At 44.0% G+C, this 25,174-nt stretch carries 20 protein-coding genes and 3 tRNA genes; 8 read left to right on the top strand and 15 right to left on the bottom strand.

All coding sequences use genetic code 11. From position 1 onward, the window contains the following. Positions 1-5: 5 nt before the first annotated feature. Entirely contained in the window at positions 6-782 is a 777-nt protein-coding gene (locus NI470_RS03825) for a class I SAM-dependent methyltransferase (RefSeq protein ID WP_005102950.1), read from the bottom strand. 113 nt (positions 783-895) lie between these two features. Here NI470_RS03825 and NI470_RS03820 point away from each other — a divergent pair, with 113 nt between their 5' ends. The 3 genes from NI470_RS03820 to NI470_RS03810 all read left to right on the top strand — a co-directional run bounded on the left by NI470_RS03820 (position 896) and on the right by NI470_RS03810 (position 3,535). Beyond that, positions 896-2,167, top strand: a complete 1,272-nt coding sequence (locus NI470_RS03820; protein WP_114542193.1) for a hypothetical protein — start codon at positions 896-898, stop codon at positions 2,165-2,167. A gap of 124 nt (positions 2,168-2,291) precedes the next feature. Beyond that, the gene (locus NI470_RS03815; RefSeq protein ID WP_082180547.1) at positions 2,292-2,489 is read left to right on the top strand and encodes a hypothetical protein; all 198 of its coding nucleotides are present in this window, start codon (positions 2,292-2,294) and stop codon (positions 2,487-2,489) included. 89 nt (positions 2,490-2,578) lie between these two features. After that, positions 2,579-3,535: a 2-hydroxyacid dehydrogenase gene (locus NI470_RS03810; RefSeq protein WP_253147748.1), complete on the top strand. Its 957-nt coding sequence runs from the start codon at positions 2,579-2,581 to the stop codon at positions 3,533-3,535. A gap of 68 nt (positions 3,536-3,603) precedes the next feature. Here NI470_RS03810 and NI470_RS03805 read toward each other — a convergent pair whose 3' ends face one another. The 6 genes from NI470_RS03805 to glyQ form a co-directional block, all read right to left on the bottom strand. Beyond that, entirely contained in the window at positions 3,604-4,077 is a 474-nt protein-coding gene (locus NI470_RS03805; RefSeq protein ID WP_071850464.1) for a hypothetical protein, read from the bottom strand. 228 nt (positions 4,078-4,305) lie between these two features. Then, entirely contained in the window at positions 4,306-4,695 is a 390-nt protein-coding gene (locus NI470_RS03800) for a hypothetical protein (protein WP_071850463.1), read from the bottom strand. Between the two features lie 58 nt (positions 4,696-4,753). Continuing rightward, positions 4,754-5,368 carry a Pycsar system effector family protein gene (locus tag NI470_RS03795; protein ID WP_071850462.1) on the bottom strand — a complete coding sequence of 205 codons (615 nt, stop codon included), beginning with the start codon at positions 5,366-5,368 and terminating at the stop codon, positions 4,754-4,756. After that, positions 5,361-6,080 carry an adenylate/guanylate cyclase domain-containing protein gene (locus NI470_RS03790; RefSeq protein WP_004278544.1) on the bottom strand — a complete coding sequence of 240 codons (720 nt, stop codon included), beginning with the start codon at positions 6,078-6,080 and terminating at the stop codon, positions 5,361-5,363. Before NI470_RS03790 ends, NI470_RS03795 begins: the two co-directional genes overlap by 8 nt. A 70-nt stretch (positions 6,081-6,150) precedes the next feature. After that, positions 6,151-8,220 (bottom strand): glycine--tRNA ligase subunit beta, encoded by a 2,070-nt coding sequence (gene glyS / locus NI470_RS03785; RefSeq protein WP_071850461.1) that lies wholly within the window; start codon positions 8,218-8,220, stop codon positions 6,151-6,153. Beyond that, positions 8,220-9,203 carry a glycine--tRNA ligase subunit alpha gene (gene glyQ, locus NI470_RS03780; RefSeq protein WP_004278542.1) on the bottom strand — a complete coding sequence of 328 codons (984 nt, stop codon included), beginning with the start codon at positions 9,201-9,203 and terminating at the stop codon, positions 8,220-8,222. Before glyQ ends, glyS begins: the two co-directional genes overlap by 1 nt. Positions 9,204-9,515: 312 nt before the next feature. On the opposite strand from glyQ, the gene NI470_RS03775 reads away from it, so the two are divergent. Both NI470_RS03775 and NI470_RS03770 read left to right on the top strand, forming a co-directional pair. Further along, positions 9,516-10,313: a transglutaminase-like domain-containing protein gene (locus NI470_RS03775; RefSeq protein ID WP_253147747.1), complete on the top strand. Its 798-nt coding sequence runs from the start codon at positions 9,516-9,518 to the stop codon at positions 10,311-10,313. A gap of 253 nt (positions 10,314-10,566) precedes the next feature. After that, positions 10,567-11,676, top strand: a complete 1,110-nt coding sequence (locus NI470_RS03770; protein ID WP_044111804.1) for an HPP family protein — start codon at positions 10,567-10,569, stop codon at positions 11,674-11,676. Between the two features lie 640 nt (positions 11,677-12,316). On the opposite strand, the gene NI470_RS03765 is transcribed toward NI470_RS03770, so the two are convergent. From NI470_RS03765 to NI470_RS03755, 3 genes are all read right to left on the bottom strand, one after another. Continuing rightward, entirely contained in the window at positions 12,317-13,729 is a 1,413-nt protein-coding gene (locus tag NI470_RS03765; protein WP_005250544.1) for an SLC13 family permease, read from the bottom strand. A gap of 83 nt (positions 13,730-13,812) precedes the next feature. Next, positions 13,813-14,598: a sulfite exporter TauE/SafE family protein gene (locus tag NI470_RS03760; RefSeq protein ID WP_005245881.1), complete on the bottom strand. Its 786-nt coding sequence runs from the start codon at positions 14,596-14,598 to the stop codon at positions 13,813-13,815. A gap of 233 nt (positions 14,599-14,831) precedes the next feature. Next, complete coding sequence (locus tag NI470_RS03755) at positions 14,832-15,107, bottom strand: PspC domain-containing protein (RefSeq protein WP_004278536.1); 276 nt, start codon at positions 15,105-15,107, stop codon at positions 14,832-14,834. Positions 15,108-15,350: 243 nt separating this feature from the next. Here NI470_RS03755 and NI470_RS03750 point away from each other — a divergent pair, with 243 nt between their 5' ends. Then, positions 15,351-16,040 (top strand): hypothetical protein, encoded by a 690-nt coding sequence (locus NI470_RS03750; protein ID WP_253147746.1) that lies wholly within the window; start codon positions 15,351-15,353, stop codon positions 16,038-16,040. A gap of 182 nt (positions 16,041-16,222) precedes the next feature. Here NI470_RS03750 and NI470_RS03745 read toward each other — a convergent pair. The 5 genes from NI470_RS03745 to NI470_RS03725 form a co-directional block, all read right to left on the bottom strand. Then, positions 16,223-16,298 (bottom strand) — tRNA-Lys (locus tag NI470_RS03745). A 72-nt stretch (positions 16,299-16,370) separates the two neighbouring features. Continuing rightward, positions 16,371-16,446 (bottom strand) — tRNA-Lys (locus NI470_RS03740). 20 nt (positions 16,447-16,466) lie between these two features. Beyond that, positions 16,467-16,542, bottom strand: a tRNA-Lys gene (locus NI470_RS03735). 195 nt (positions 16,543-16,737) lie between these two features. Next, positions 16,738-18,579 carry a long-chain-acyl-CoA synthetase gene (locus tag NI470_RS03730; RefSeq protein WP_253147745.1) on the bottom strand — a complete coding sequence of 614 codons (1,842 nt, stop codon included), beginning with the start codon at positions 18,577-18,579 and terminating at the stop codon, positions 16,738-16,740. Positions 18,580-18,752: 173 nt separating this feature from the next. Next, positions 18,753-22,217: an Rne/Rng family ribonuclease gene (locus tag NI470_RS03725; protein WP_253147744.1), complete on the bottom strand. Its 3,465-nt coding sequence runs from the start codon at positions 22,215-22,217 to the stop codon at positions 18,753-18,755. Between the two features lie 766 nt (positions 22,218-22,983). Here NI470_RS03725 and NI470_RS03720 point away from each other — a divergent pair. Together NI470_RS03720 and NI470_RS03715 are read left to right on the top strand one after the other, a co-directional pair. After that, positions 22,984-23,940: an RluA family pseudouridine synthase gene (locus NI470_RS03720; protein WP_004278531.1), complete on the top strand. Its 957-nt coding sequence runs from the start codon at positions 22,984-22,986 to the stop codon at positions 23,938-23,940. Between the two features lie 346 nt (positions 23,941-24,286). Continuing rightward, positions 24,287-24,955, top strand: a complete 669-nt coding sequence (locus NI470_RS03715; RefSeq protein WP_253147743.1) for an HAD-IA family hydrolase — start codon at positions 24,287-24,289, stop codon at positions 24,953-24,955. Positions 24,956-25,174 lie beyond the last annotated feature (219 nt).

The following is a 25,174-nucleotide window of genomic DNA, read 5'->3' as shown; positions in this document are numbered from 1 at the left end:
TGTTTTTAATTACTTTTCTTGAACACATAGATATGGGTGACATAAGGAAAATCGATCATTTCCTCTGCGCTTTTGGCTGTATATTGCTGGATGATCTGTTCAAATTGTTGTTTTAACTGTGCCTGCTGCTGTTCAGGCATGGCTGCAATAAAACTAGTCGAGAGCAGCCGCTTGGATACCACCTGCTCGACACTGCCATGCTGTTGCTGGGTCATTGTGGTTTCTGCATAGGGCTGAAATAGCGTTTGCTGTGCAAAGACCTCGCGCCAGGTGCCGCTATGATAGCGCGGCGTATCGCCTTCCAAGGGGGCAATACAATCGGCCAAGGCCTGAACCCAGTCGATCCGAGTATCGCGCTGATTCCAAATTAACACCAGATAACCCTGCGGTTTGAGTACCCGATCTAATTCTTGTAAGGTAGCAGAATCGGCAAACCAGTGAAATGACTGTGCACAAAATACCGCATTCAGGCTATGATCAGGCAGGGGAAGTTGATGGCTAACGCCTTCAAGAGTATGAATGTCCGGATGCGCCTGTTGTAATTGAGCCAGCATTTCCGGGACAGGATCAATCGCGATAATGTGCTTACTGAGCGGGCGTAAATAGGGGATAAACTTGCCGGTGCCGCTGCCCAAATCCAAAAGATGCGCATCTGCAGGCAAAGCCAGCGTTTCACTCAGCCACTGGCTGATTTCTGCCGGATAATCGGGACGCACTTGCTGATAGAGCTCAGCCGACGCACTAAAACCCCGTTTTGCTGCAGGATGTAATGATTGTGTCATATTTTGCGCTTTTTAATCTTTTTGATCGATATAAAATAGCATATTCACTTTTTTGACAGCGTTCATTGACTGAATTGTTGTGGAAGGGTTCGATTTACCAGCATGGGAAAGTTATGGACAAGCAGATTGTTTTTGAAGATGAACATATACGCGCGATTTTTATGCCGGGATCTTCTTCAGAACTGATTTTTTCATTTGGCGATTTGATTACCCGTGCCAAGGGCCTCAACATCAATGCAGAAAAGTCACTGGCGAAATTCGAGTTTAATGTGCTTGGTATTATGCCCAAGCATAAATCCTGGTTTCCGCAAGGTTCCATGTGGAACATGTTGCAAGCCATCGCAGATCTGATTGCGCCGTTTCAGCAGCGTATTGCGTATGGCGGTTCGATGGGTGGCTATGCCGCGATCAAATATTCCCGTGCCTTGGGCGTGCAACGGGTGGTGGCGATGGTGCCGCAATATTCGATTGATCCGGAAGATGTACATGATGCCCGCTATAACATGTTCTATCAGCCAGAGCTGAATTCCAATATGCGGGTTGCGGCCGAAGATATCGACAACGCCTGTGAATATATTATTGTGTATGATCCCTACTGTGCCGAAGATCGTGCCCATTATCTGAAATTAGAGGCACTAATCCCACATCATCATGTGCTGCATTTGCCTTTTACCGGCCATGATGCGATCGCAGTTTTGGCTAGTTCCGAATTGCTCTATGACTTTTTGGTACATGACTATGAGCCGAGTTATTTCTACCAGAAAATGCGTCGGGTCAAGAAAAACAGCAAGTTCTATTATCGCAAGGTGATTGAAAATGTCTTGCCACGACACCGGATGGCCTTAGGACACATTCTGAAAAATAACGATCTGCAACTGGATAACCAGTTTTTTGATGCCAGCCAGAAACAGGTGATTTTGCGGGAACTGTTACGCAATAAACAGGTTGATCAGCATGACCTGCTCAAACTGGGCATTCATGTGAATTTGCCGCAGGAAAATCGTCAGTTGCTGTTGGACCAGTATGGGCATGGTCTGGTATTTAATGTCATCAGCCATAAAATCGAAAGTTATGCAGAAGGCGCAATTGCCCTGAACCATAAATTCCTGATTCCGATTTATGCCAAAGGTAATGGTTTATTGAGTATTAATCTGAATGATGAACGTTATTTGGTGGTGATGAATGACCGGCATATCATGAAACTGATCAAGGAACAGGATGAGCTTAGTCTGGGCATGCACCCGATTTTAATGAAGCGTTATAGCGATTTTTATATGTTTAGCTATAAGCAGCTGAATCTGAGTACCAATGAGTATGGTGCTGCTGCTTTTATCAACGATAGTGACAAAAATACGCAGTTTGTGACGCACAGCGAGATAAATTAACTAAAATTTTTATAAAAAACAATTACTTGACTTGTGATGAGCTTGGCATAATATAGAGATAAGCGGTATAAATAATAAACCAATTATATCGTTCCCGATGGTTGAAACGAAGAAGGGGATCTCTATGATGCAAGCGACTCGGATGATGCAAGTATGTTTTATCTTCGGTTTGGTTCTACCCAATCTGGCGCATGCAGAAACTGTGCATCCTGCAGTGATCATGGTCAGTGCGTCCATCATCTTTATGATTATTCTGTCTGTGTATGTGGTGTATCGAATTCGCAAGTCACTACGTAATCATATGGATAAACCGCTGGATTAATTGCATCAGGCTGGAAACAGGTTGAAAAGCCTCAATGACTTGTTTTAAATGACAGACATAAATTGTCAAACAGGATTGAGGGAATAGCCATGAAAGCCGTTTATTTAGACTATGCTTCTTTAGACCAGCAGGATTTAGACTTTCAGGCACTGCATGCAGCATTTGATCAGCTTGTGTTGTATCCAACGACTTCGGCTGCCGAGATTGCTTCCCGTGTGGCCAATGCTGATGTGATGATCACCAATAAAGTACTGATTGATGCTGCGACCATTCAGCAATCTCCTGACCTGAAATTAATCCTGATTTCTGCGACGGGCACCAATAATGTCGATCTTGCAGCAGCCAAGGCCCGTGGCATTGTGGTCTGTAACTGTCAGGCCTATGGAACGTCTGCGGTTGCACAACACACAATCATGCTGATGCTGAATCTGGCCACTTCATTCCTGTCTTATCAACGTGCACTGCAACAAGGTCAGTGGCAAAAATCCTCACAGTTCTGTTTGCTGGATGCACCGATTGTAGAGCTAGCCGGAAAAACATTGGGCATTGTCGGTTATGGGGAACTGGGCCATGCGGTGGCGAAACTGGCCGAAGCCTTTGGCATGAAAGTTCTCATTGCAGCGTTGCCAAACCGTCTGGTGGATGCATCGCGTGTGCCATTTGCCGAGCTGCTTCCTCAAGTCGATTTTCTCAGTCTACATTGTCCACTCACTGAAGATACCCGCCATTTAATCAGTCATGCTGAACTGGAGACAATGAAAAGCAGTGCATTTTTAATTAACTGTGCGCGTGGCGGGATTGTTGATGAAGCGGCATTGGCTGAGGCGTTGCGAGCAGGCAAGATTGCCGGTGCAGCGACAGATGTTCTAACGGTAGAACCACCGAAACAGGGCAATGTGCTGCTCGACTCTACGATTCCCAACCTGATTGTGACACCGCATAATGCCTGGGGCAGTGTCGATGCAAGACAACGGATTGTGGATCAAATGGTCGAAAATGTAGCAGCATTTAAACAGGGTCAGCCGATTCGACAGGTCAATTCATAGATCGCGTCGATACAAGGTAATAGTTTTATTTTCTAAAAATTAAAAAAGCCCATCACGGGCTTTTCTTATCAATCAGTTACCGCATAACTGGTAGCTGATCCTGACTGGGGTTGAGTCTGTGGTGTATTTGGGTTTTGCGTCGCACTCGACTGGCTTAAAGGCTGCTGCACGATAGGTGCCTGTTGTGAATTTCCACGCCAGACTTCTTTGGTCTGCTGGATTTTCTGACCGGTTTGTTGGGCTGCCTGAGTTGCACCCTGATCTACTTTTTGTAGTGTATCAGAGGTTGCAGATTTGGTATTGCTCCAGGCCCGGTCTACCCCCGGCTTGATTTTGGCAATGCCTTTTTCCGTTGCTTCACCGACTTTCTCAGCAGTATTAATCACGCCTTCCTGTGCTTTATAAGCAAAGACATGCAGCAGGTTCGGATTTTCACCATAAGGCTTAACCGGTTTAGCAGACTGAGTCGTGGTTTGTGCAAATGCTGGAACAGAAAGCATTATTAAAGCAGTCATTAAAATAATTGGGGTTTTGATATTCATTATGGATCGACCTCGAATTCGTTTAAGTGCGGTCTGAGTTTGTTTTTCAGTGTAACGGATAATGGGTCAAAAACAATGAATATCCTGTGAAGAGTGCAGGCCTTTCAGGTTGATCTGTGCCGGAATATTGTAATTTTTAAAGAAAGGGCAGTAGAAATCAGATGAAGGGGCGAATTGAGTTTTAGCAAAATAAAAGCCCTGTTTTTATACTTAAACAGGGCGATTTTTTTAGTCACATTGTGTCAGCGCATCTTTGGCGAAATGTTCGCGTAAGCTGACAAAGTTCTTTTGTACACTTGCATCGTGCAGGTCAAATTTTTGTGCAGTACTGGTTCCATCGCGCTGGAAAGTCGCTGAGCCGGCATCGATTAGAGTCATGCCTTTAAATGACCATTGTTCAATAACACGGTTATTGCCAATATCGCCGGTGAATTCAATCACGCATTTGTCGAGGAATTTAGTCAGTTTTGCCTTGTTGTTGGTGGTAGCTGGAACCACTTCGAGGTTTTGTACTTCTTGCAAGACGCCAACCTGAAGCTGTGGGATTTTGGGTGCAGATGTACAAGCTGTAACTGCGATACTCGCAAGACCAGTCAGAATGAGGGTTTTAAATTTCATATGATTCTTTCTTGTTGAGTGTTGTTAGATTGAGTATAGGAAATATAAAGTGAAATGCCTATAACAAATAGTCTAAATATTGTTTTGGTTGAAGATGTTGAATATCTTGATTTACGACATCAATTTTCTTCATATTAGGGGCAGATAGAAAGCTTATAGACCCCACTATAATAAGCACAAAAATTAATACTATTGCATGGCGTAAGCGGAAAATTTTTAGATCACGAATGTAGATTAACTTTAAATGTTCATAAGCTAATTCTTTTGAAATATCTAGAGAGGTGTCTTCAATTTCATTTTTGTAGTCTTGGACAGATTTTGTGGCAAAGTTCTTTGTTCGCCAAAAAATATTTAATAATTTGAAGTTAAATAAACCACCGCCAAAATATAGCCCTTTTTGATTTGTATTATCTGAAATATGCTTACTAGGATTATCTATTGCGGAGAGTGCTAAAAGTAAAATAAGAACGGTTGCTAGCCACATTACAAAAATTATGGCTGCTAAAGCATGCTGCCACCAAAACTCGTTAATTGTTAAATATTTGAAAATTTCTCTTATTTGAGGAAAAGGAACAATTAAACCTGCTAATAAAGCCCCAATTTTAAAATCTATAGCACGAATATTTTGTTGGGTGTCTTGGATAGCTGAATGAAGAAAATCAAGTTTATCCATTGGCTTGAACCCATGTATTCATCAATATATTTATAACATCACACTCATAGAAATCCGTATAAGGTACTTTGTCACATAGCTTTTTATTGTCATCATTTAAATTTTGGTGAAATACATCAGAAAGAATGATTGGTTTGCGCCATCCTTTGTTTGCATTATTGCAATAGTGAGCTGTTTTTCCAATTAGTTCGCCGATCCAAGTAACTTCATTGATACCACTACCTTTATAGCCAGCTTTTATAACTAAAGCTTGTCCATAATGAAGCCCCATACCAACTTTAAGCTGAGTATAATTTTTTTTCTTAAGTTTTATATTTAAAGTATGAATTAGTGAATTAGCTTTAGCAGCGGTAGTAAATACCTCATTAATTTGGACAGTTGTTTCTGTATTGAATACCCCCCAAACACAATCACCTTCAATATAAATTTGCTGGATATTTTGATTACCGTTAAGGAGCGCAACCAATTCAGAAATATAGGCTCTATATATTTTTGCTAAAACTTTCTTTTGATGTTGAGTAGCTAGGTCTTTTGAACCACGTAGATCAATAAATAAAGCAGAGCAATTTATATGATAGCCGTTGGTGTATGTTAGATCATCTATACCAGGTACTTTATTACTCTCTTGATAATTATTATCTGAAGAGTCTAATATTTCATCAATTCTTTCACGGCTTTTTTCAAAATCATATGATTTGTAATTTGCTTGCATTTTTTATTCATTCATTAAAAACCCCACTAACTTATAGCGGGGTTTTGTTTAACTTTCAAGCAATTAAGGCTTAGTGCTGTAACACCGAAATATCTGCCACTTTCGTAAACAACTCACGAAGCTGTGCAAGCATACGTAAACGGTTTGCTTTCAGGTCGGCATCATCCGCCATCACCATGACACCGTCAAAGAATGCATCAACAGGCGCACGAAGTGCAGCAAGTGCAGACAATGCAGCAGTGTAGTCTTTGGCAGCAAATAACGGCTCAACTTGAGGCGCAATTTTAGCAAGTTCAGCGAACAATGCTTTTTCAGCATCTTCAACCAAGTTTGCTTCAACTACAGCACCTTCAGGAGCAGTTTCTTTCGCTAAGATATTCGCAACACGCTTGTTGGCAGCAGCCAACGCAGCAGCTTCAGGCAATGCACGGAAGTGATTTACCGCATTTACACGCTTGTCAAAATCAAGCGGAGATTTTGGTGAAAGCGCTTGAACGGCTTGAATCACATCAACTGCAACACCTTGGTCTTCGTATTTCGCACGGTAACGACCTTCAAGGAATGCAACCGCATCCGCTAAAGTCTTGTCGTGATCTTTCAATACATCGCCATAAGCAGCAAGTGCAAGTTTGATCAGGTCTTCAATCGACACATCAAGCTCGTTTTCAGTCACAAGACGTAAAATACCAATTGCAGAACGACGCAGTGCAAACGGGTCTTTAGAACCTGTAGGTGCTTGACCAATACCGAAAATACCTGTGAGCGTGTCTAAACGATCCGCAAGGGCAATCGTAGTACCTGTCTTCGTCTTAGGTAAAACGTCACCCGCGAATTTAGGTAGATATTGCTCACCTAAAGACTCAGCCACTTCAGCATTTTCACCTTCAAGACGCGCATAGTAAGTACCCGCGATCCCTTGAAGTTCTGGGAATTCACCCACAAGTTCAGAGGTTAAGTCACATTTTGCAAGAAGCGCCGCTTTTTCAGCATCTTCCGCTTTTGCACCTGTAATAGGCGCAAGTGCTACAGCCAATTTCGCAATACGTTCAGACTTGTTCCAAAGCGTACCCAATTCAGCTTGGAATACCATGTTTGCAAGTTTCTCTTTACGAGACGCAAGCGGTTGCTTTTGATCTTGCAAGAAGAAGAATTCAGCATCAGACAAACGTGGACGAACCACTTTCTCGTTACCTTCAATAATTTGTGTCGGGTCTTTCGACTCAATATTTGACACAGTAATGAAGTATGGTTGAAGTTTATTGTCAGCGTTCACTAAGCAGAAGTACTTTTGGTTGTCCTGCATGGTGGTGATCAAGGCTTCTTGAGGAACAGCAAGGAAGCGTTCTTCGAAGCTAGCACGAAGCGCAACAGGCCATTCAACTAAGGCTGTTACTTCGTCACGAAGGTCAGCAGGGACAATCGCAATGGCATTGACTTCATCAGCAAGTGCTTTCACTTGACCATCAATGATTGCTTGACGCTCTTCAAATGAAGCCACAACATGCGCTGCTTTTAACTTCGCTAAGTATTCGTCAGCGTGCGTTAAAGTAATCGCTTCAGGTGCGTGGAAACGGTGACCATACGTCATGTTACCTGCTTTGTGATCCTGAATGGTTGCATCAATCACATCGTTATCTTTTAACAACACCACCCATTTCACAGGACGTACGAATTCAGTACGGCTTGCTGCAGAACGCATACGTTTTGCAATTGGAAGGTTGTCTAAAGCTGCTTGTAAAATTTGTGGCAGTAAAACGTCCAGGCTTTGACCCTTTACGTCTTTCAAATAACAAACTTTTTCAACTTTACCCGCTTGGAAAGTTGATACTTGATCAACTGTGATGCCTTGACCACGCATAAAGCCTTCAAGTGCTTTGGTTGGGTTGCCTTCAGCATCAAAGGCTGCCTGTTTGGCAGGGCCGTCAAAACGTTTTTGTGTGTCTGCTTGTGCAGCATCAACATTGACAATTTTAAGTGCAAGACGACGAGGTGCTGCATAGGCTTCGATTGAATCAAACGCTAAGCCAGCATCTTTTAAGCCTTTAACGGTTTCTGCATGTAGTGCATCACGTAATTTTTTCAGGCTTTTTGGTGGAAGTTCTTCACAACCCAATTCGAACAAAACGGTATGTTTAGACATTATTTGCTCTCCTTGTTTGCTTCTTTCGCTTCTGCTTCAACTTGCGCTTTTAATTGTGCCAACACTTCATCACGTAATGCAGGTTCAGCCATTGGGAAACCAAGTTCCGCACGTGCTGCTACATAGCTGGTCGCAATAGAACGTGCCAAGGTACGTACACGTAAAATGTAACGCTGACGTTCAGTCACAGAAATTGCGCCACGCGCATCCAATAAGTTGAAACTGTGTGATGCTTTCACGACTTGCTCATATGCAGGAAGTGGAAGTTTCGCTTCAATTAAACGTGTTGCTTCAGCTTCATAGAAATCGAACAATTCAAACATTTTTTCAACGTTGGCATATTCGAAGTTATAGGTCGATTGTTCCACTTCATTTTGATGGAATACATCGCCATACGTCACGGTACCGAACTGACCTTTGGTCCAAACCAGATCGTAAACTGAGTCTACGCCTTGCAAGTACATGGCAAGACGTTCAAGACCATACGTGATTTCACCAGTCACTGGGTAGCATTCAACACCACCGACTTGCTGGAAGTAAGTGAACTGCGTTACTTCCATACCATTCAGCCAAACTTCCCAACCTAAGCCCCAAGCACCCAGTGTTGGAGATTCCCAGTTGTCTTCTACGAAACGAATGTCGTGAACTAAAGGATCAATACCGATCGCTTTTAATGAGTCTAGGTAAAGCTGCTGGATGTTGTCCGGGTTTGGCTTAAGCACCACCTGGAATTGATAATAATGTTGCAAACGGTTCGGGTTTTCACCATAACGACCATCTTTCGGACGACGTGACGGTTGAACATAAGCGGCATTCCAGGTTTCAGGACCCAGCGCACGAAGGAAAGTCGCAGTGTGGAATGTCCCTGCACCCATTTCCATATCATAAGGTTGCAAAATGACGCAGCCTTGCTCCGCCCAGTAAGTTTGTAAGGCAAGAATTAAGCCTTGGAAGGTATCAATATGCGATATGGCGCGACTCATGGTCATCCACTTAAAATTAGAGAAAAATTGTGCTCAATTATAAGGACTTTGCAGGGGAGTGGCAAAGGGTTAATGTAGGGATACTTTTCTGAAAAAAATAAAACAGGCTTAAAGGATACGCGGCATTTAGAAGCTTACTGCGATTTTAGCTGTACTGGCCGATACAGGCTGATCTGAAAATCAGGAATAAATCAGATGTATGGCATGCTGTTAAGCGGAGAGTCATAAAGTTCAACGGATCTCATACGATTGCGATCCTAGGATTAGTTTAATATTCACGTAATATAATAATGCTTAAAAATAAGGAACTTCATGACCACTTACAAAATTCAATGCCATTTAAAATACACGGTCGTGCAACCGACAGAATTTATTTTTATGCTTCAGGTAGCACATCATTCCGATCAGAATATTCTCGAAGAAAAACTCAGCTTTAATCTGCCCGTAGCATGGCATGAATTTCAGGATGCTCAGCATCAAAACCGTCATGTTCGGCTACAGGTTGAACCCTGTGACGCTTTTGAGCTGAATTATACGGCGACAGTGGTTCGTCAACCGAGTCTCTCTCTTGAGCTTCAGCAAGGTCTGAAAGAAGTGGCCATTCCTGAGCTGCCCGATGAAGTATTGCCTTATTTATTGGCCAGCCGTTATTGTAATTCGGATTTATTACTGGAAATGGCGAAACGCTCATTTGGCTGGATGACACCGGGCTATACGCGGGTCAAGGCGATTGAACAGTGGATTTATAACAATATTTTTTATGTGTCTGGTAGTTCCGACCAATTTACCACTGCCACAGATGTACTGGTGCATCGTGCAGGCGTATGTCGTGACTTTGCCCATTTAGGCATTGCCCTATGCCGTGCCTTGGGAATTCCGGCACGCATGGTGGTCGGTTATGTGGAAATTGAAAAGTTTTTACCCGATTTTCATGCCATTTTTGAAGCCTATTTAGACGGTGGCTGGGTGCAGTTTGATCCGACCCGTTTGGCTCCAGTCGAAAATCTCATTCGGATCGGCACTGGAATCGATGCCGGAGATGTGGCATTTTCAACCTATTATGGTGAGGTCGAGCTGTTAAAAATCCAGCCATTGATTCAACCTGAATGAATGATAGGCCGTAATAAAAGTGATCTAAGAGATATCTAAGTGAAATGGCTTAAAAGGATTTTTTCCATTCCAGAGGTGGGCGGAGATAGCGCAGCCCTTATAAAAAAATCTGGTTGAGTATTTTAAGCTAAGCGAAATATTGTTTTAAAAAGCCTGCGTTCGCGAATGATGAAAAGATGTAAAACACAGATGCCTTTCATCTGGCTTGGTTCTATAATGCCCAAAATCTATAAACAATAAGATCAGGCGCACTGTGTTTCACTCCCATCTCGACTGGCTCAATACCTTAAAACCGAATTTCAAAGTCCTGCCACTTAAAGACCGTCTGCTCTGCGGAGCTGGAGCACTATTGGGTTTGGTCGTCTCGTCCTTGTTGAGTTTATGGATTCTGGGGGATTTTGAAGCCTGGTATATTGCCCCGATGGGTGCATCTTCGGTATTGCTGTTTGCTGTGCCGGCCAGCCCTCTGGCGCAGCCCTGGAATATTCTGGTCGGCAACACCATTGCTGCCGTGATTGGCGTGAGCTGTGCCTTGTTAATTGCCAGTCCAACTGAGGCTTTTAGTGTAGCCGTGGCTTTGGCAATTGTCCTGATGATGACCACAGATTCCCTGCATCCACCGAGTGGCGCCGTGGCCATTACCGCAGTGCTGGGCGGCCAGCCGGTGCATGAACTCGGTTATGCCTTTGTATTTTATCCGGTACTACTCAATTCAATTTTACTGATGGTAATTGCCATTGTCTTTAACCGGATGATTGGCAAGGATTATCCGCAGCAAGCTCAACTAAATACTCGTTCCAAGGATCCGACGCCGACCCAGAAAGTCACCATCCAACCGCAGGATATTCAGGAAGTGCTGGATCAGCGCACCGAGTTGCTGGATATCAGTGAATATGACCTGCAAAAAATCATTCTGGAGGCACAAAACCGCGCCAATGCGCGTGCGGTACATGAATTTAGCTGCCAGGATATTATGACGAAGGATGTAGCAACCCTGCATGAAAATGATGATATCCAGCACGCATTGGACAAGTTCAAGCAAATGAACCTGATGAGCCTGCCCGTCGTTAATGCCGATGAACAACTGGTCGGTACACTGGCAATGTATCAGGTGGTGGAATGGTTCAAGCGCGCGGCTGATGTCCGTAGCAGCTGGGAGCATCAGGTCAAACATATCATGACCCGTAAGGTAATTACGGTGCAGCCTTTACAACCCATTCAAGATCTGGTGCCGTATTTTGTCGAGCGTTCGTTCAACTATATTCCGGTGGTGAGCGAGCAGCAATTGGTGGGAATTATCAGTCGGGCAGATATGATTGCCGCACTGAATCAGGAGCTGAATCATTTTAAAATGAAAGTTTAAAACCGAATTAAAACGGAATTTAACAGAGCATGTGTGATCAACTCTGGCCAGCTTGCCGGCTGAGAAAACTGTAAAATAGTGCCATCGGCAGGGAAAAACACAGCAGAAACAAAAAATGGGAACTAAAATTTTCACTTGAAGGATGCGAGATATAGGCCAGAATCAGGGTTCCCAGTACGCAGCTCATTAAAATCGTCATAATATTAAATAGCTGATAATAGCGTAGCAGCAGGTGAGTCACTAATAGAAAAGGAAAGACCATCACCCAGTAAGTCAGGCAGACAAAAAAACTAATAAAAAGCGCTGAAAACAGGCTCTTGAAAATGGAGAAAATCCCAGAGCTGGCTTCATGAAATAGCGCATAAGGGAATAAAATTACAGCTATGATCAGAGGTGCAAGCGCGAGGTTAAATGTCATTTTCCAAGGGGAATTCTGGATCGGTTGAGAGATTAAGTGAAATATCCTGTCCACTATCTATCTGCTACTTTTTGATGTTTTTAATATAAAGACTTTATCTTTATCATTGTTAAAAGCATATTATTTTTCGATGAGAGAAAGATTCAACATATAGGCGATTGATACGACAAAGCACACCGGAGTGTGCTTTGTAGAGGGTGTGATGTTTAAGAGCTGTAATGATTAAATAAAGAACCAGTAAATAAACAGTGAAATAATAAAGATACACATGATATTCAGCACAAAACCAACTTTCATCATTTCGCTTTGCTGGATATGACCGGTTCCAAAAACAATCGCATTTGGTGGGGTGGCTACCGGCAGCATAAAGGCACATGAAGCACCAATACCAATGACGATCACCAGAATTTCTTTGGGCATTCCCATCTGATCCGCAATTGCGGCAAATACTGGTACTAGCAGGGCAGCCGAAGCGGTATTACTGGTAAATTCAGTCAGGAAGATAATAAAAGTAGCGACTACAAAAATAATCATCAGCGGGGAGGTATCACCAAAGGCATTGGCCAGAGTTTGACCCAGTACCAGCGAACTGCCTGAATCCTTTAGAATGGCACTCAAGGTCAGACCACCACCAAATAGATATAACACCCCCCAATCAGTATTTTCTGCAATCTGTTTCCAGCTTGCGGTACCCAGAATCACAACCATACAGGCAGCCGAAATTGCAATCCAGGTATCCGGCTGGGAAATACCAAAAATTTCAGTGAATTTTTTACTGAAAATCCAGGCAATTGCAGTACAAAGAAAGAGGATCATGGTGGCTATACGGGTTCTGGTCCAAGGAATATCTTCGGTCGCAAATTGTATTTTATGATTCAGTTTTGGACGTAGTACCAGATATAAACTGACCAGCATGGCAGGAAGAATAATGAACATCATCGGCAAGCCGATTTTCATCCAGTCGGCAAAATCATAGCCGAGGGCCTTGGCGGCAATGGCATTCGGAGGGGAACCGACCATGGTGCCCAGTCCGCCAATACTGGCCGAATAGGCAATGCCGAGCAGGATAAAGACAAAAGTTTTACGATCCTTGCTGACATCCAGATGTGAAAGCAAACCCAGAGCCAAAGGCAGCATCATGGCAGCAGTCGCCGTATTGGAAATCCACATGGACAGAAGCGCTGTCACCACAAAAATCGCTAGTACAGAAATACCCAGATGCCCTCTGGACATGGAGATGATCCACATGGCAATTTTCCGGTCCAGTTTCTGGATATGCAACGCCGTTGCCAGCGCAAAACCACCAAAAAACAGGAAAATGACAGGATCGGCAAAAGTGGCCAAAGCGGCTTGTGTGGTAATCGGAACCAGTTCCTCACCAGAGGCCATTGGCATGGCCAGCAATACCGCCATCACGGGGATGAGTAAAGCTGTAATCGTGATATGAATGGCTTCAGTCAGCCATAAGATACCGATAAAGGCTAAAAGGGCCAGTCCTTTATTGGCATTCTGGTCATAGGGCAGGTAAAGATATAAGCCATAGGCTACGATGGCTGCGACAAGAATAAGGATCCAGCCTTTCAGCAGTCCTTTGGGCATAGCATTGGTCGGGGTAGCTAGGTTGGTCTGAGTCATATGCTCTCCTTGCAAGGTGTTTATTTACGTCATTTTTATATGCCAGCTTTGAATTTGTAATTTTGATTTGTTTAAAAAATATCCTATTTAAAGATACTATAACCAGATTGTTGCAATAATCCAGCACTTTGCCAGAGAGCATACAAGCCCAAACCCAGAAGTAAAGCCAGGACAATCCATTTGAAGTGCTGCTGAGATAAACGATGGCGTATTTTGCCTCCAATCCAGACACCAGCAAGGGCGAATAAGCTGATCCCGATCAGAATATGCTGTTGATGGGTTTCCAGTGTGATCAGAATTGGAAACAGTAAAACCAGCTGGATCAGTTTACCGGCAATGAAATTGAGATTACTGATAATGACAATATCTGTTTTAGAGAGTTGGCAACTCATCAGATACATCATCAGAAAAGGTGCCATGGCATTGGTTGCACCTCCAATAATGCCGGCCAGTAAACCAAAACAGAGCATGCTGGAAATATGCGGACTAACTTGTAAGGGGCGTGCCCGTAACTGGTCCAAGACATAAAATATAATTACCAGACCCAATAACAGTTTTAAATAAGCCTCATTTAGCCAAAGTAATAGCTTGACCCCGAGTACACTGCCGACCAGGCTACTAAGCATTAATGGCCAATAACGTTTTATATAATAGCCAATACTATTCAACAGGCTATGCGCAGGGTCAGCATTCAGCATGATCAGATTCAGCAGCAGACAGGGCAGAATGACAAGGGTAACCGCGATGCTAAGCGGATATGCGCTGGACAGAACAGCCGTACTCATCATAGGAAAGCCAAAGCCGCTTAAACCATGCAGCAGGGCTGCGACGGCACAGAGCCACAGCATCATCCATTCTGCCTGAGTCATGTGAAATCCATTTCAAAAATTGGAATCTTGAACTTATCGTGAATTCAACTGAGAAAGAAAGTGAAAAGCTGTAATACAGTTAAGAAATAACAAAAAAATATAGGCAAAAAAAAGCCACGATAACTTGGGGAAATTACCGTGGCATCAAAATTTCATCCCATTTAACCGGGGTGAAAGAGGAAGCTCTGCGATGAAACTGGTTTAAGAACTCTTGTTAAAAATGACCGTACAGCTTAATAGCGTTTATCCTGATTTACTGTACGCACAGGATTCTGATAGCCCTGAGGTTGATGAACGCTGTCATGATCAATTCTGTACTGTTTTTTCGGCATGATTAACCACAGCACCAGATAAACCAAAATACCCGGGAATGCGGCACTCATGATTGAAATCACCACAAAAATCAGACGTAATAAATTCGCGTTCCAACCAAAACGTTCAGCAATACCACCCATCACACCTGCAATCATGTTTGAGCGGTTAGAGCGATATAAACCAACATTGGCCATTAAAATCTCCTGATTAAAAATAGGTTTGAATCCTAAAACGGATCCATACTTAAAGAAATGGAGTTTGCTTAAGCTTTTTAAAGTGCTGATTAAAAATAAAATCGTTAAGTAATGTTAATAAAGATTAAAACCAGATCTAAGAGCTACTAACATAGTGAAAATTCTATTGAACTCTTGTGTAAAGTTCAGCAGCTTTGCTGTGTGCTTTTTGCTCGCCATGTTTCCTATTTAGGTTTGTTAAAAATGAAATTGGATGTATCACGTTGTACATTAAACAGTTTTTTTAAATGTAGCCTGATGTTGGGGAGTGTGGTAATTTTCCAGGCTTGCGACCAGCAGCAAGTCAAACCTGCACAGGAAGGTCAGGCGACCTCAGAAGAGGGCGTTAAAATTTCCACTGCCAATACGAAGGCCGATGTAGTGACTGTCAGCGCCAAATCCTTAACTCAGGTCGCAGGGCAGGCGACTGTTCCGGTAGAAGCTGATTTAAACCCTCGCACTGTGCCAGAGGATGCTAAAGCATTTATTGGCCGCTATCATACTGAAATCGATTGTGATGGCCGCTTTGCGCCCTGTACTGAAGGTAAGGCAGAATTTATTTTGACTTTACTACCGGACGGTACGGTGCATCGCAGCATTTTGCAGTATGGGAAGGTATTTATTGATAATACCAAAAATAGCACCGCTCACAATATCACCTACCGTAAAGACCGCTGGTTTATCAATCCTGAGCGTACCGATATAGTAGTGAATCGTAAAGAAGGGGCGAGCTTTTACTATAAGATTAAAGATTCAAATCACTTAGTCATGAATCTGGAAAAAATCTATAGTGAAAAGGAAAGAACCAACCGGGAATTATTTGATCGCGGTTATCCGGCACCGTCAAAAGCCTATGAACTGGTCAAAGACACATCCTTTCATATTCAAAAATAATGCCCGATAAAAATCGGCTGATCTGGTCGAAAGCTTAATTCAAATACGATTTAGATTAGACAATAAAGGCGAGTGGTGGGAACGCGTGAGCATAAAATCTAGGCGCAGAAATACACGACCAAAACATCGCAATTTAATTAAAATATCATAAAGTAAATCAGAGGAACATTCTAAGGAAAGAATGGTGGGTCGTCCGCGATTCGAACGCGGGACCAACGGATTAAAAGTCCGCTGCTCTACCAGCTGAGCTAACGACCCTGAGGAATAAAAATGATGACCATTTTTATGACGCAAGAGTGTGGTGTACTTTTACGTGATCCTTTCGGAAGATGGTGGGTCGTCCGCGATTCGAACGCGGGACCAACGGATTAAAAGTCCGCTGCTCTACCAGCTGAGCTAACGACCCATCAAGGAATATCAAATAAGTGGTGGGTCGTCCGCGATTCGAACGCGGGACCAACGGATTAAAAGTCCGCTGCTCTACCAGCTGAGCTAACGACCCTGAACCATCATTCAAACTTGGTTTGAATGTGCAGTGCAAGTCAAGCTAAATAGCTTAAAGCACCACTTTGTTTGATGGAGCGTATTGTAGCAAGATCTCATTTCAGCGCAAGCAAAAAATAACAAAGTTGCCCATGTTTGATTATAAATACAACAATTATGCTTTATCTAAACAAAAAATAGGCAACTTCAGTACTTAGAAGCGATATTGATAGGCCTGAATATTGGCAAAAATCTCTGCGGTGAGCTCCGAATATGCCGTTGCACCTGGCAATAACACCAGCAGGCGTTCATCGGTTTTACTCGGATCAAATGCTTGCTCTTTCAATTTATTTTTCTGGTATTTAAAGGTACCTGTAGTTTCAATCTGCTGTTGTATACGTAAAAATACCGGTACCGCATAAGCCGGCAAGCATTTTTTAAAGCAAGCGGCCATGGCTGCTAAATCTGCACCATTTAATTCTACATCGGGTTTCAGGGTAATCGCGGCCATGCCGGCACGACCATTGGTATTGGGAATTTCTACACCATACACCACCGCTTCAACGATTTTGTCATACTCAGTCAGCATGTTTTCAACTTCAGTGGTGGAAACATTTTCACCTTTCCAACGGAAAGTATCACCCAGACGATCGACAAATTGCGCATGACGGAAGCCGATATTCCGTACCAGATCTCCGGTATTGAAGTAAGCATCACCTTTGGTAAATACATCCTGCATAATGACTGACTTGTTTTTTTCCGGATCGGTATAACCATCAAAGGGTGAGCGGCGGGTGATTTTACCAATTAATAAACCAGTTTCGCCTTTTTTTACCCGTTTGCAATGGCCTTTGGCATCCCGTACCGGCTCATTTTTATCTTTATTAAAGGCAATAATCGCATAGGGGGTAGGTGAAAAACCGACGGTGTTGTCAAAATTGAAAATATTGCTAAAGCCAACATTACCTTCACTGGAGGCATACAGTTCCAGCACTTCCTGAATGCCAAAACGGGATTTAAATTTGTCCCAGATATTCGGGCGCATCCCATTCCCAATCATCTTGGTCACGCGATGGCCTTTTTCCAGTTTAGATGGGGGAGCATCCATCAGATAGCGGCACAACTCACCGACATAACCAATCGCAGAGGCATCAAATTTTTGCACATCCTTCCAGAAAGAAGAGGTCGAAAATTTACGGCGAATAGCCAGGGTGCTGCTACCCGCAATGACACCGCACCAGCACACCACCATGCCTGTGGCATGATAAAGTGGCAGGGTACAGTACATCACATCATCTTTATTGAGATTCAGCACATGCCCATAGGTGCCATAAGCCAGCGTCCAGCGACCATTGGTAAAGATCACCGCTTTAGGTAGACCCGTGGTGCCCGAGGTGTAAATATAGAACAGTCCGTCTTTGCCCTGCACCGAATGGGTGGTTGATGGATTGAATTTGGGAGCAAGATCGGTTTTTTCAGCCAGGTTGATAAAGCCTTCAGGTGCCTGACCCGGATCGGCTTGAGTATTTTGATCCGCAAACCAGTGTAAGCGGTCACTGCTAATATTCAGGTCATTACGAATCTCGTTAACTGCATGACGGCACTCTTCGCCGACAATCAGGGCAATCGGTTTGACCAGATTGATACTGTGCGTCAGCACCTTGCCGACTTGAGAGGTATTCACTAAAGCGGTCGTCACACCCAGTTTGGCCAGACCAATTACACTGGCAATCAGTTCAGGACGGTTCTCGACCATCACGGCAACGACATCACCTTTCTTGGCACCCAAGGATAGATAGAAATGGGCAATCTGGTTGGCCCAGGCATTGAGAGCAGCATAGCTATAGCTTTGCTCTTCAAAACGCAAGGCAATGCCTTCCGGGTTACGCTTGGTGGCTTTTTCAAAAGCCAGACCCAGGCCGGCCGGTGTGTTCGGAGTACGTAAATATGCCTGTCTTAGACCAGTGAGCAAATTGGGCACTTTGGTCAAGAAAGCCGGGATTTTGGCAGCGACATCTGCAATCCCAATCAGATCGTGTGGTTTCATTTGGGTCATGAGAATCCTATTTATTTTTCGTATCCGATACGTTCAATTTATATACAGTAGACGAGCTATCCATCTTTTAGCGTTAAAACACTAGTGCAATCAACCTGTTCTGACTAAATCTAGCAAAAAAAACCTAGTCACCGAAATGACTAGGTTTTTTTATATGATTGCAATTGAGCAAATTATGATTCAGTTGCAGTATTGGCTTTTTTCGGTGGACGACCACGTGGACGACGTGGACGAGCAGCCTGTTTCTCCGCTTTTTCAGCTTCGCTGGCTTCAGTGTCTTCTGTTGTTACTTCGGCCTGATCTTGGGCTTCTGTAGCAGAAGCTTGTGATTCAGCATTTGCTTCAACTGGCGCAGCATCTTCAGGTTGATCTTCAGTGACTGGCGCCTCTTCTGCAGGAGCTGTATCTAATGGTGCCGTCGTTTCAGTTGCTTGTTCAGCTGGCTGAGCATTTACGGTTTCTTCAACAGCTACTGGAGTTTCAGTTGCCACTGCTTCAGCAGACTCTGCTTGCGCTTCTGCTGCTACAGGTGCTTCCGGTGCAGTTTCAACTGCCGGAGCTGTTTCTACTTTAGCCTGTTGCTTGGCTTGTTGTAGGGCCTGTTCTGCAGCCTGTTTAGCCAGACGGCGACGCTCACGTGGATCGTTTGCGACACGTTTGTCCGACACCGGTTTTGGTGGAGTCAGGTCCAGAACTGGAGCCGGCTCCGCTTCAACCTTGGCTACCGTCACTTGAACATCACGGGTGACCGGTTTTTTCTCTGCGGCAGGCGTTGCTGCAGCCACCAGACTCGCGTTGTACTCTTTTGTGAACTTCTCTAGAGCACGGTTGAAGGTTGGCAATAAACCAAACTGTTCAATCAGTACGGAGCAGTCTTCACCATAAACATGGCGAATCAGGCTACCAATGGTGAACTGACCCAAAGTTGGTACTTGTGAAGGAGTCAACTTCTGAACTGTAGCCTGTTGAGGCTGTCCTTCACGCTGCTGACGACGACGCTGACGCGGATCGTTGCTGGCACGTGGTTTTTCAGCGCTTGATTCTTCAGCTGGCACAACTTCTTCAACAGGGGCTGTCAGTGCAGCTTCCACCACATTTTCAGCAGCGGCTTCTTCAACTGGCGCATCTGCCGGTGCAGTCACTTCAACCGCTGGCGTTGCAACTGCAGCATTGTCATTCAATGCCACGATTTCGCTTTTCGCCTGGTCAATATTTACGACCATAGCTGTTGGCATCACGTCTTGACGGGGTGCATCGACCAACTCAACACGAAGCTGCTTATCATTGACTGCTGGCGCTTCAACGACTGCAGGTACTGCTTGTTGAGTTTGCTCATTCAGCACGCTTGGATCGCGGTGGCGATTTGGACGTTCCTGACGTGGCTGGTTACGGCGGTCACGACGTGGCATTGCCTGTTGTGGCTGTTGTTCATTGTTTTGAACATCATTTTGCTGAGATGGCTCGTTGTGATGCTGACGGCGAGAATTACGCTTGTTTTCACGTGCTTCATGACGTTGCTCTTGACGAGATACCTGAACCACTTCTTCATGCACCTGATGTTGCTGAGGAGCGGAAGCTTCAGACTGAACCTGCTCACGCGGTTCTTTGTGCTTCGGATTGCGTGGTTTTTTGTTGTTATGACGCGGCGCTCTTTCATCACGCTCTGCCGGTTTTTCAGCATCACGTTCCTGTTTTTGCGCTACAGTCGATGGTGCCAGGTAAGCATTGCTGCTTGCCGGAGCAACCGGTTGAGACACTTGCTGTGGAGCAGGTTGTGCCACCGGTGCAGACAATTGACCGAACTGACCGCGACTCACCGCACCGCCATTGATCATTTGCTCAATCGCTGCAGCTGCATTGTTGGCAGTACGCGATTGATCAACAGTCGCTGCCTGTTTTTGAACAAACAGGTTTTCTAACCAAGCACATGGGCTAGATGCAGGAGCAGCAACTTGTGCTTGGGCAGGAGCTTGTTGTGCAACAGGTGCTTGCTGTGCATTTTGGTTTTGCTGGTTACGGCGTTTATTGTTTCTGCTGTTGTTTTGCTGTTGAGCAGGCGCTGGAGCAGCAGCATGCGTATGTTCTTCTTCTAAATGCCATTCAGATGACTCATAGCCCAACTCTTTTTCACTTGAACGTGTTGCTTCAGTACGTTCATAGCTGGTTGGTGCAAAGCCTTCGGCATTATAAGTGATTTCATAATGCGGTGTTTCCAGATGCGGATGCGGCAACACAGTCACACGTACATTTGAAGTCTGTTCCAAATACACCAGGGTATGACGTTTTTCATTCAATAAGAAAGCCGCGATTTCGACTGGAACTTCGACTTGAACTTCACCATGACGTTCACGCAGTGCAATCTCTTCCACTTTACGCATAATCGAAAGTGATAAAGAACGAAGATCACGGACCATGCCGGTACCATGACAGCGTGGGCAAACGTAGCCAGTCGCTTCTTCAAGAGAAGGACGCAGACGTTGACGGCTCATTTCCATCAAACCAAAACGTGACAATTGACCGAACTGAATACGGGCGCGGTCACTTTGAGTGGCCTCACGAAGTTTTGCTTCAACCATACGCTGGTTACGATCTTTGGTCATGTCGATGAAGTCGATCACCACCAGGCCACCGATATCACGTAAACGCAATTGACGCGCGATTTCTTCTGCCGCTTCAATATTGGTATTTAACGCGGTATCTTCAACATCGCTACCGCGAGTCGATTTGGCTGAGTTAATGTCAATTGACACTAAAGCTTCAGTTTGATCGATCACGATCGAACCGCCAGAAGGCAATTTTACTTCACGTTCATAAGCGGTTTGAATTTGACTTTCAATCGCGAAATGCGCGAATAAAGGTTCATTTAAGGTATAAGTTTTCAGTTTTTCTAACTGACGTGGCATCACCGCTTTTACGAAGTTATAAGCTTCGTTATAGGCTTGTTCTGAGTCAATCAGGATTTCAGCAACATCATCACGCAGGTAGTCACGAATGGCACGTGTCACCACGCCCGCTTCCTGATGTACCAACATTGGTGACGGACCTGAACTTGCCGTGCTCTGGATTTGTGCCCAAAGGTCGAGCAAGTGCTGTAAGTCAAGTTGCAGTTCTTCTTGTGAACGACCGATCCCGGCAGTACGCACAATCACGCTCATACCACGTGGCACGTTCAGTGTTGCCAGCATTTCTTTCAGTTCTTCACGCACTGAACCAGAAATCTGACGGCTGATACCACCACCTTTCGGGTTGTTTGGCATTAATACCAAATAACGGCCAGCAAGTGAGATAAAAGTAGACAGGGCAGCGCCTTTGTTGCCACGCTCTTCTTTTTCCACCTGAACCAGAAGTTCGGTGCCTTCAGTGATCAGTTCACGGATATTTGAAGTTTGGCGAGGGTCGGCTTTGTAATATGAATTTGCGATTTCACGCATTGACAGGAAGCCTTGGCGACCTGCACCGTATTCAACGAATACAGCTTCTAAAGAAGGTTCAACGCGAGTCACGTGACCTTTGTAGATATTGGATTTTTTTTGTTCACGGGTACGATTTTCTAAATCAAAATCGTAAAGACGCTGACCAGTGACAAGTGCAACGCGAATTTCTTCGGCATGTGTTGCATTAATCAACATACGTTTCATGGGTGTAACACCTTATAGTGATACACAGCAAAAAATCGCTATACACGTAGCGAACATCACACATCACGGATCAATGGCTCAAATCTGCAATGAATTTCATTGTGGTTTGAGTCTTTTATGACCGAGCTCTATTTAATATAGATGGGCTTCGGTTTTTGATTCACGTATTGATGATGGCAATACGGCTTCAATCTTTAAACGGATTAAAGTCACCTGAACGCTTCACTGGCGGACGAGCGGTGCATTGGATGTGTGTAACTTTCACTGTCACATTGCTCGAAGATCATCCCTTCTTTATAGAAAGTGTCTTGATACGGAATTGTCGTCGTATCTTTACAAACTGTGCAGATCCAATGCATCAACGCTGTAGCCTGAAGTCGTCTTCAGGTTGCGACTAATCTGATGTGTATCAGTTTACGTTTAAAAACCAACAAAGTTGGCGACATATTTTTTAAGACAAACTGATTTATGTACCTGAGGTACAATTAAACGCAACAGTTTGCTTTGTTTGCCGATATAATAAGCCTTCGGCGTGGCATAATTCTTTGGGGACCTTCCCGTATCATGTGAGTCTTTAATTGAACAATCAAGTTCAGAAAAATCTGAAATGATTCAACTTTTACTCACAAACGATGGTTTCCGTGCGCTGACTATATCAAACCTTGCATCATCTGCCTATGGGCTAAGCTTATGTTTCTTGTGTAAAGCATAACCTAAGTGATCAGTTTTTAATCAATTTTAGTATTTTTTGGGTCATAGTAACTGTATGAATTCTACGCAACAATGGCAAAACGTCACTTGGTTTGAAGTGGATGAACATCAAGATGGACAACGCATCGATAATTTCCTGTTTAGTCGTCTGAAAGGTGTGCCAAAAAGCCGTATCTATCGTCTGATTCGTGAAGGCCAGGTTCGCGTTAATAAAAAACGCATTAAAGCAGAAACCAAACTCGCAATCGGTGACCAGATTCGCGTTGCGCCGATTCGCTATGAACAAAAAGATGAATCTGCTGCACCGGTTTCTGACAAAGTGGCACAAGGCTTATTGGCCCGTGTGATTTATGAAGATGAAGGTTTGATGGTCGTGAATAAACCTTCCGGGATTGCTGTGCATGGTGGTAGCGGTGTGGCCTATGGCCTGATTGAGGGCTTGCGTGCCGCAACCGGTAAAAAGTATCTGGAACTGATTCACCGGATTGACCGTGATACTTCCGGTCTGGTGATGATTTCCAAAAAGCGTAGCGTGTTGAAAACATTACAAGATATGTTGCGTGAACATAAAATCAAAAAAACCTATGCCGCTGTAGTAAAAGGGCAGGTCAGTCTGGATAAACAGCTGATTGATGCACCTTTACATCGTTACGAGCTGGCCAATGGTGAACGTCGTGTCTGCGTGTCCCCGAAAGAAGGTAAAGAGTCTAAAACCCAGTGGAATGTGCAGGAACGTTTTATGCATGCCACACTGGTGTATGCATCTCCGCTTTCTGGTCGTACCCATCAGATTCGTGTTCATGGTTTGAGTATTGGTCATCCGCTAGTAGGCGATGAAAAGTATGGTCATGAAACAGAATATCGTGGGCCAAAACCACGCCGTTTGTGTTTACATGCAATGCGTCTGGACATTCCGGGCTATCCAGCAATTGAAGCACCATTGCCAGAAGATATGCAGAGTCTGGTGGCGCAGTTAAGAGCGCAGAAAGCGGATAAACCGGCTGCCCAATAAGGACTTATTTTTTCTTTTAATAAATTTAATCCACCCTCACCCTCCTTTGAAAAAGGAGGGAATTCCCCTATTTCTTAAAGAGGGCTAGGGGAGATTAAATTTCGAAAGAATCCTCTCCCTAAGCAGCACTGCTGAGCAAGTCTCCTTCTTGCACGTCGTTTAAAGCAGTGCTTTAAACTCGTTCAGGAGAGGGAACGTTACTTATTAAATAGTAATGTTGAATTAAAACTTCATTGATAATTCGACTTTATTGGTTCTTTTATTAAAGTCATTTGCTTAAGAATGAAAAATTCCTTCTCCTTGTAGGAGAGGGCTTCAAGACTGAATCAAATCTAGGAAATCTTTTATGAACTCACCTGTAAAATTGGTCATTTTCGATTGGGATGGCACTTTATTTGATTCAGTCGGTCAAATCTTGGCGAGTTTGCAGTTTGCCGCACAGCAGTTTCAGCAGCCGTTAACGGATGCAGATGCGAAAAGTATTATTGGACTGGGTTTACCTGAAGTTGCACAGCGTTTATTCCCGACAGTACCAGAATTACATAAGGATATTTTGCAGGCTTATTCCGATCATTATGTTGCCAACTCATCAGGAGATTCCTGGTTTGAAGGCGTAGCGTACATGCTCGCAGATTTACAGCAGCAAGGCGTGAAGCTGGCAGTAGCCACAGGGAAAAGCCGTAAAGGTCTGGATCGTGTATTAAAACAGACGAACAGTGAAGAGCTGTTTGTGAGTACGCGCGCAGCCAGCGAAACCCGTTCTAAACCTCATCCACTCATGTTAGAAGAAATTCTGGCAGAAACCGGTGTGCAGGCTGATCATGCGATTATGGTCGGTGATACGTCTTATGATCTGGAAATGGCGAAAAATATTGCCATGCCAAGTGTTGGCGTAAGTTATGGCGTACATGCGCCTGAACTTTTAGCACAATTTAATCCAGTCTGTATCGTGGATGATGTGGCTGCTTTGCATAGCGCATTGTTGGCTAAAGTCCAATGGAAACAAGCAGTTTAATCCATTATCTTGGTTGTAATGAAAAACAAGTATTTCCTCGGTTTAAATTGGCTGGGGAATGCTGCAGATTTAAGCGCTGGTTCTTATCTTTTAGTCTAAAGTCGTAATTGTACTGATTTTATTCGGTCATATTATGGCAGTTATTTTGCTAAATAACGATGTGTTTTAAACAATAAGATTTTGTTTTATTTAATTTTTTATAAATTATTCTTATAGATA

It is taken from the genome of Acinetobacter lwoffii, from assembly GCF_024129115.1.
GTDB lineage: Bacteria > Pseudomonadota > Gammaproteobacteria > Pseudomonadales > Moraxellaceae > Acinetobacter > Acinetobacter lwoffii_T.
Note: the sequence above shows the minus strand (reverse complement) of the source record. Positions and strands in the feature narration are given on the sequence as shown.